This window comes from Rhodococcus sp. (in: high G+C Gram-positive bacteria) (genome assembly GCF_049299235.1).
In the GTDB taxonomy this organism is placed as follows: Bacteria; Actinomycetota; Actinomycetes; order Mycobacteriales; family Mycobacteriaceae; genus Rhodococcus.
In genome coordinates this window covers 1-7,117 of the sequence record NZ_JBAQXC010000106.1, presented here as the reverse complement: position 1 = coordinate 7,117, position 7,117 = coordinate 1, and the positions used below count along the sequence as shown (strand labels likewise).

The following is a 7,117-nucleotide window of genomic DNA, read 5'->3' as shown; positions in this document are numbered from 1 at the left end:
GTCCCGGACGGCGGACCACTAGTGCTCGCGGTAGCGCGGCGCGTCCTCGACGACGCCGGCCCCGCCGCACCGCTCGCGTTCCTCGACGCGGCGGTGGAAGCAGGGCCGGTCCATCGGCTATAGGTGGACCTCAGGTCCAGACGGTCTCGATGTCGGTGGCCTCGCCGGCCGGCGCGGTGGGCGCACCCGACGGCGTGCGCGAGAAGCGCGGCGCCGGCGCATGCTGGGTGACCCCGTCGAGTTCGACGAGTGAACCACGCGCGGCGATGTGCTCGTTGCCGGAAGCCTCGGCCCAGGTCAGGACCGGTGACACGCAGGCGTCGGTGCCGAGGAAGATCAGCGACCATTCGTCGCGGGTCTTCGACAGGAACTTTTCGGTGAACAGTTTCTGTAGCTCCGGCCACGCCGAGAAGTCGTTCTGCGCGGGCAGTTCGGTCGCGTCGAGTCCCAGTCCCTGCAGGAGCAGCGCATAGAACTGCGGTTCGATCGCGCCGACGGCCATGTACTTGCCGTCGGAGGTCTCGTAGGTGTCGTAGTAGGGCGCACCCGAATCGAGCATGTTGGTGCCGCGTTCGTCCGACCATATTCCGCGACCGCGGAACGCCCACATCATGTGCGAGAGCGCGAGCGCCCCGTCGACCATCGCGGCATCGACGACCTGGCCCTTGCCGGACGTCTGCCGCTCCACCAGTGCGGCGAGGATCCCGAAGATCAGGAACATCGAACCACCACCGAAGTCGCCGACCATGTTCAGCGGCGGCACCGGGCGCTCGCCCTTGCGTCCGATCGCGTGCAGCACACCGGTCAGGGAGATGTAGTTGATGTCGTGACCGGCGACATCGGCGAGCGGACCTTCCTGACCCCAGCCGGTCATGCGGCCGTAGACCAGACGCGGGTTACGGGCCAGCGCGGCGTCGGGGCCCAGTCCCATGCGCTCGGTGACACCGGGGCGGAACCCCTCGATGAGAACGTCGGCGCGCTCGATGAGCCCGAGCACCTTCTCGACCTGTTCCGGATCCTTGAGGTTGGCCTCGACGATCGTGCGGCCCCGCTGGATCTGGTCGCGGTGTCCGGCGGGCGGGATCAGTCCGGGACGCTGGATGCACACGACGTCGGCGCCCAGATCGGCGAGCAGGGTCGCAGCGTGGGGCCCCGGCCCGAGACCGGCGAATTCGACGACGCGGATACCCGCGAGCGGGCCCTTCTTTACAACAGCTTCAGTGGACACTTCGCGAACCTCACTCCGGACGATGGGATCTTTCCCGCGAGGCTACCTTTAGCGATCGTTAGATGTTTCGGGTGTCATCCCTCGTAGAGGTCTTCCTCCCCGAGTCGGGTCGCCTCGAGGGCATGCTCGAGCGTCGGATGCCGGTACACCGACACCACCTGGTCGTCGACCACCCGGAACGCCAGCGCCTCCGCTTCCGCCTTGTCCGGTTCGGCCGCCCACGTCGCGGTCTCCTCGACGACGACGATGCCGCCGTGCACGAACATCCGGCCCGGTGTGAGTGTCACCCCGGCCGTCGTCGCCCACTCGCGGAGTTCGTCGAGGCCCTGATCCTCGTCGTCGTCGTCAGTCGGAAGGACGATGTCGTCGCTGGACAACTCCAGCAGGGTCTCGACGTCGTTGTCGTTCACGGCGTCGTGCCAGGCAAGGACGGTGGCGATTTCGGAGGTGCTCATATCCGCAGATGCTAGTCAGTGGCGTGACACGGTGGGTAAATGTGGTCAATCGGTTGCCGGTACCGAAGGCGGAGAGCAGAGTGGACCGCATGACGATCAGCGGCCAACTCGTGAGCTTCGTGCCGAGCACGGACCTCGATGTCTCGGAAATGTTCTACGTGGACACACTCGGATTCGGGAAGGTCGCCCGCGACCACTTCGCGCTCGTACTCGACGGCGGCAGTGGTGCTCCTATCAGGGTGACGTTGGTCCAGTCCCGCCCCGATACCGGCTACACGGTGCTCGGATGGCAGGTCGCGGACCTCGACGGCACCGTCGACGCACTGCGGGGCAAGGGCGTCGACTTCGTTCGGTACAACGGTATGGACCAGGACGACCACGACGCGTGGACGGCCCCCGACGGCCTGCGGGTCGCGTGGTTCCGCGACCCGCACGGCAACGTCCTGTCCTTGATTCAGCAGCCGGCCTGATCGGTTCTCGACGGCACGGTCACCCGACGAGGGAACTGCCCCACACGAAACCGACGAGCAGAACCGAGAACCCACCCATCTCGCCGACGACGAGCGCGACCATCGCCACGGTCAGACCCCGGTCCGGATGCTCGAACTGGTTGGTGGTGTCGCGCCGCGCGCCGTGCACGATGTAACTGCCGATCGCGACCAGGAAGAACGCGACCAGCACCCCGGCTGCGGTCATGTTCACCGCCGTCGGCCACGCGCTCAGCTCCACGAACACCGCGGTGAGCAACGTCGCGAACGAATACATCAGGGCCGAACGGTGCGCGATGTCGACATAGGGGTGCGCGAGATGGTTCTCCGACGTGGCCATCTGCCGGTACTTCCACGCGCCCAGCCCGAGAGCGAGCAGGAAGATCAGGCCGGCGGCAAGCACCGTCAATTCGGTGTCGATACCCAGATTCATCGCGCCAGCATGGCAGGTCCGGGTTCAGCTGCAGCCACTGGTGTTTCCGCACGACGGGCACGCGTGGCAGGAACCCGACCGCTGCATCCGCACGCCACACTGCATGCAGTACGGCGCGTCCGACGCCGGGGCGGAGGCCCGGGCATGTCCCTGCCGGGTGTCGGTGACGGTCGCGGTACTTGCGGTACCGGCCGACAACTGGGCCGAACGCTCCGGTCCGGTGCGGATCCCCAATTCCGTACGGTCGTCCGGTTCCAGATAGTCGATGGCGAGCCGCCGGAAGATGTAGTCGAGGATGGAGGTGGCGAGCCGCAGATCGGGATCATCGGTGATTCCCGCGGGTTCGAAGCGGGTGCTGGTGAACGCCCGCACGAACGTACGCAGCGGAACCCCGTACTGCAGGCCGTAACTGACCGACATCGAGAACGCATCCATGATCCCGGCCAGCGTCGACCCCTGCTTCGAGACTCGCAGGAACATCTCGCCCGGTCTGCCGTCGTCGTACTCGCCGATCGTGAAGAAGCCCTTGCAGTCCGCGACGCGGAACTCGAACGTGCGTGAATTGCGGGTCCGCGGAAGATGTTCGCGCCGAGGCTCGGGCACCACGCGCTCCGGCGCCGACGCCGACGCACCCGACAACGGCTGTCCGAGCTTGCAGTTGTCCCGGTAGACCGCGACCGCCTTGAGCCCGAGCCGCCAACTGTCGAGAAACAACTCCTCGATGTCGTGGGCGGTCGCGGTCTCGGGGAGATTCACGGTCTTGGAGATCGCCCCCGACAGGAACGGCTGCACCGCCGCCATCATCAGCACATGTCCGCGCGGTTCGATCACGTTGTCGCCCATCGAGGTTGCGAACACTTCGCGGTGTTCGTCGCGCACATGCGGTGCGCCGGCCAGGGTGCCGGAACCGTCCAGATGAACCACCACGTCCGCGACCTGCGCCGGGGTGTATCCGAGTCGCGCCAGGGCGCGCGGCACCGTGCGGTTGACGATGGACAGGGTGCCGCCCCCGACCAGTTTCTTCGACTTCACCAATGCCAGGTCCGGCTCGATACCTGTTGTGTCACAGTCCATGGCGAGTCCGATGGTGCCGGTCGGCGCGAGTACCGTCACCTGGCTGTTGCGGACCCCGTGCTCGGATGCGCCTGCGACCGCGTCGTCCCAGCTTTCCCGTGCCGCGGCGAGCACCGCCGCCGGAGCGAGGTCGGAGTCGATGTCGTCGAGTGCGCCGCGATGTCGCGCGAGCACCGCGAGCGTGGGTTCCCGGTTGTCGGCGAATCCGTCGAACGGACCCAGCCGATCGGCCAGGCGCGCGGAGACCGCGTAGGCGCGGCCGGTCATCAGTGCGGTCACCGCGGCGGCAAACGCGCGGCCGGTGTCGCTGTCGTAAGGTAGGCCCGACGCCATCAGCAGCGCACCGAGATTCGCGTATCCGAGCCCGAGTTGCCGGAACTTCCTCGAGGTCTCACCGATCAGCTCGGTCGGATAATCGGCGCGGCCCACGAGGATCTCCTGCGCGGTGATCAGGACCGCCACCGCGTGCCGGAAGCCGGCCACGTCGAACGTGCCGTCGTCGAGCAGGAACGTCAGCAGGTTCAGGCTCGCCAGATTGCACGCGGAATCGTCGAGATGCATGTACTCCGAGCACGGGTTCGACGCATTGATCCGGCCTGTCGCGGCGGCCGTGTGCCAGCGGTTGATGGTGGTGTCGAACTGGATTCCCGGATCGGCGCACTCCCATGCCGCAGTAGCGATGCGGCCGAACAACTCTCGCGCGGGAACAGTGCGCACCGTCGATCCCGTGGTGACCGCACGCAGCGGCCACTGCGCATCGTCGACGACGGCCTGCATGAACTCGTCGGTGACCCGCACCGAATTGTTGGCGTTCTGGTATTGCACCGAATGGATGTCGCGCCCGTCGAGCCCCATGTCGAACCCGGCGGCGTCGAGCACCCGGGCCTTGCGCTCTTCGACGGCCTTGCACGCCACGAACTCCTCGATGTCGGGATGGCCCACGTCGAGGATCACCATCTTGGCGGCCCGGCGGGTCTTGCCGCCGGACTTGATGGTCCCGGCGGACGCATCCGCCCCACGCATGAAGCTGACCGGGCCGGAGGCGGTGCCACCCCCACCCAGTGGCTCGGCGGACGAACGGATCCGGGACAAGTTGACCCCAGCGCCGGAACCGCCCTTGAAGATCACCGCTTCCTGCCGGTACCACTCGAGGATCGAGTCGATTCGGTCCTCGACCGACAGGATGAAACACGCGCTGGCCTGTTGCGGCACGCCGTCGACCCCGATGTTGAACCACACCGGGCTGTTGAACGATGCCTTCTGGTGCACGAGCAGATAGGTCAGTTCCGCCGCGAACGCCTCCGGGTCGTCGAGATACCCGTCGGCGGTGCCCCACGCGGTGACGGTGTCGACGATGCGGGCCACGACGTCCCGTAGTGAATGCTCGCGGGCGGGGGAGCCGAGTTCGCCGCGGAAGTACTTCTGGGTGACGATGTCCGTCGCGTTCTGCGACCATCCGGCCGGGAACTCGACGTCGGTCTGCTCGAACACCACCGCACCCGTGCCGTGGTGCACGATGCGGGCGTCGCGGCGCTGCCACTCCACCTCGCCCGCGGGATCACCGCCGGCGGTGGTGAAATGCCGCACATCGGCACGGTGATTGTCGGGGGCGGCACGCTCGATTTCCGTCGTTGCGCCGTCTCGCCCGGCTGTGGTGCTGTCCGTCTGGCTGCTGCTCATCCCATCCTCCGGGAACGACCGCCGATGACACATATAGTCCCACCATGATCTCACCGCACCTCGGCACTCCGCTGTCGCCGAATGCCACTCGTGTCCTCATGCTCGGCGCAGGCGAATTGGGAAAGGAAGTCACCATCGCACTGCAACGGCTCGGTGTGGAAGTGATCGCCGTCGACCGGTATGCCAACGCGCCCGGACATCAGGTCGCGCACCGCTCGCACACCATCGACATGGGCGACCCGCAGGCACTGCTCGACCTCATCGAGGCGGAACGACCCGACCTGGTTGTCCCGGAGATCGAGGCCACCGCGACCGACGCGCTCGCCGTCGTCGAGGAACGCGGTCTCGCCGAGGTCATCCCCACCGCCCGTGCCACCCGGCTGACCATGAACCGGGAAGGCATCCGGCGCCTGGCCGCCGAAGAACTCGGCGTGCCCACCTCGCCCTACCGATTCGCGGGGTCGCTGTCGGAGGTACTCGCCGCGGCCGAGACGGTCGGATATCCGTGCGTCGTCAAGCCCGTGATGTCGTCGTCGGGGAAGGGTCAGTCGACGGTGCGCTCCGCCGACGAGATGCCCGCCGCATGGGACTACGCGCTGGCCGGTGGCCGCATCAACCACGGCCGCGTCATCGTCGAGGGATTCGTGGACTTCGACTACGAGATCACCCAGCTCACGGTCCGTGCCGTCGGCGACTCCGGGGAGGTCGACACGTTCTTCTGCGAGCCGATCGGGCATCTGCAGAGCCGCGGCGACTACATCGAATCGTGGCAGCCGCAGGCGATGAGCGCGGCGGCGCTCGCCCGGGCCAGGGAGGTGTCGGCGGCTGTGACCACCGCACTCGGTGGTCGCGGCGTGTTCGGCGTCGAACTGTTCGTCAAGGGCGACCAGGTGTACTTCTCCGAGGTCAGTCCTCGTCCACACGACACCGGCTTGGTGACCTTGCGCAGCCAGCGTCTGTCGGAGTTCGAACTGCATGCGCGCGCGATCCTGGGCCTGCCGGTCGACACGGCACTGCTTGCGCCGGGTGCGTCCGCGGTGATCTACGGCGGTGTCGACGCGACCGGCATCGCGTTCGAAGGGGTCGCCGACGCGCTGCGGGTGCCGGAGACCGACCTGCGGCTGTTCGGTAAGCCGGAGTCCTACACGCACCGTCGGATGGGTGTGGCCGTGGCCACCGGCCCCGACATCGACACCGCCCGTGCCAGGGCCCGCGACGCCGCTGCACTGGTACGGCCGGTAGCGCCGTGAGCGTCGGCGCGGAGATCCTCGTCGGACTGGCGATCCTCGTCGGTTTGTGCGGGATCGTCGTGCCGATCCTGCCGGGCACCGTGCTGATCTTCGGGGCGATCCTGGTGTGGGCGATCGTCACCGGCGGCACCGCCGCGTGGGTCGTGTTCACGATCGCGACGGTCGCGCTGGTCGTCACCGGGGTCGTGAAGTACACGTGGCCGGGCAGACGGATCCGGCAGGCGGGTGTTCCGACCCGTTCGCTCGTGGTCGGGGGCCTGGTCGGCATCGTCGGATTCTTCGTGGTGCCGGTGGTCGGTCTCGTGCTGGGTTTTCTGCTCGGCACGTACCTGTCCGAGGCGCAACGGCACCGCACCCACCGCGGCGCGTGGGATTCGACCGTCGAGGCGACCAAGGCGGTCGGCCTGTCGATGCTCGTGGAGTTGCTCGGCGGTCTCGCAGCGGCCGGCGCGTGGCTGTGGGCGGTGCTGTTCGTCCTCTGAAAGCGAGCGAGCGGTACACCCGGTCGA

At 67.6% G+C, this 7,117-nt stretch carries 7 protein-coding genes; 3 read left to right on the top strand and 4 right to left on the bottom strand.

Annotated features, from left to right (window positions below):
• Positions 1–130 precede the first annotated feature (130 nt).
• Both WAX14_RS06330 and WAX14_RS06325 read right to left on the bottom strand, forming a co-directional pair.
• A complete protein-coding gene (locus WAX14_RS06330; RefSeq protein WP_422627240.1) occupies positions 131–1,228 on the bottom strand; it encodes a CaiB/BaiF CoA transferase family protein in 1,098 nt (365 codons plus the stop codon).
• 74 nt (positions 1,229–1,302) lie between these two features.
• Positions 1,303–1,683 (bottom strand): nuclear transport factor 2 family protein, encoded by a 381-nt coding sequence (locus WAX14_RS06325; RefSeq protein ID WP_422627239.1) that lies wholly within the window; start codon positions 1,681–1,683, stop codon positions 1,303–1,305.
• An 89-nt stretch (positions 1,684–1,772) separates the two neighbouring features.
• Here WAX14_RS06325 and WAX14_RS06320 point away from each other — a divergent pair, with 89 nt between their 5' ends.
• A complete protein-coding gene (locus WAX14_RS06320; RefSeq protein WP_422627238.1) occupies positions 1,773–2,153 on the top strand; it encodes a VOC family protein in 381 nt (126 codons plus the stop codon).
• Between the two features lie 19 nt (positions 2,154–2,172).
• Here WAX14_RS06320 and WAX14_RS06315 read toward each other — a convergent pair whose 3' ends face one another.
• Both WAX14_RS06315 and WAX14_RS06310 read right to left on the bottom strand, forming a co-directional pair.
• Entirely contained in the window at positions 2,173–2,604 is a 432-nt protein-coding gene (locus WAX14_RS06315) for a hypothetical protein (protein WP_422627237.1), read from the bottom strand.
• Positions 2,605–2,628: 24 nt separating this feature from the next.
• Positions 2,629–5,358, bottom strand: a complete 2,730-nt coding sequence (locus tag WAX14_RS06310) for a vitamin B12-dependent ribonucleotide reductase (RefSeq protein WP_422627236.1) — start codon at positions 5,356–5,358, stop codon at positions 2,629–2,631.
• A gap of 44 nt (positions 5,359–5,402) precedes the next feature.
• On the opposite strand from WAX14_RS06310, the gene purT reads away from it, so the two are divergent.
• Both purT and WAX14_RS06300 read left to right on the top strand, forming a co-directional pair.
• Entirely contained in the window at positions 5,403–6,608 is a 1,206-nt protein-coding gene (gene purT, locus WAX14_RS06305; protein WP_422627235.1) for a formate-dependent phosphoribosylglycinamide formyltransferase, read from the top strand.
• Positions 6,605–7,090, top strand: a complete 486-nt coding sequence (locus tag WAX14_RS06300; protein WP_422627234.1) for a DUF456 domain-containing protein — start codon at positions 6,605–6,607, stop codon at positions 7,088–7,090. Before purT ends, WAX14_RS06300 begins: the two co-directional genes overlap by 4 nt.
• Positions 7,091–7,117: the final 27 nt, after the last annotated feature.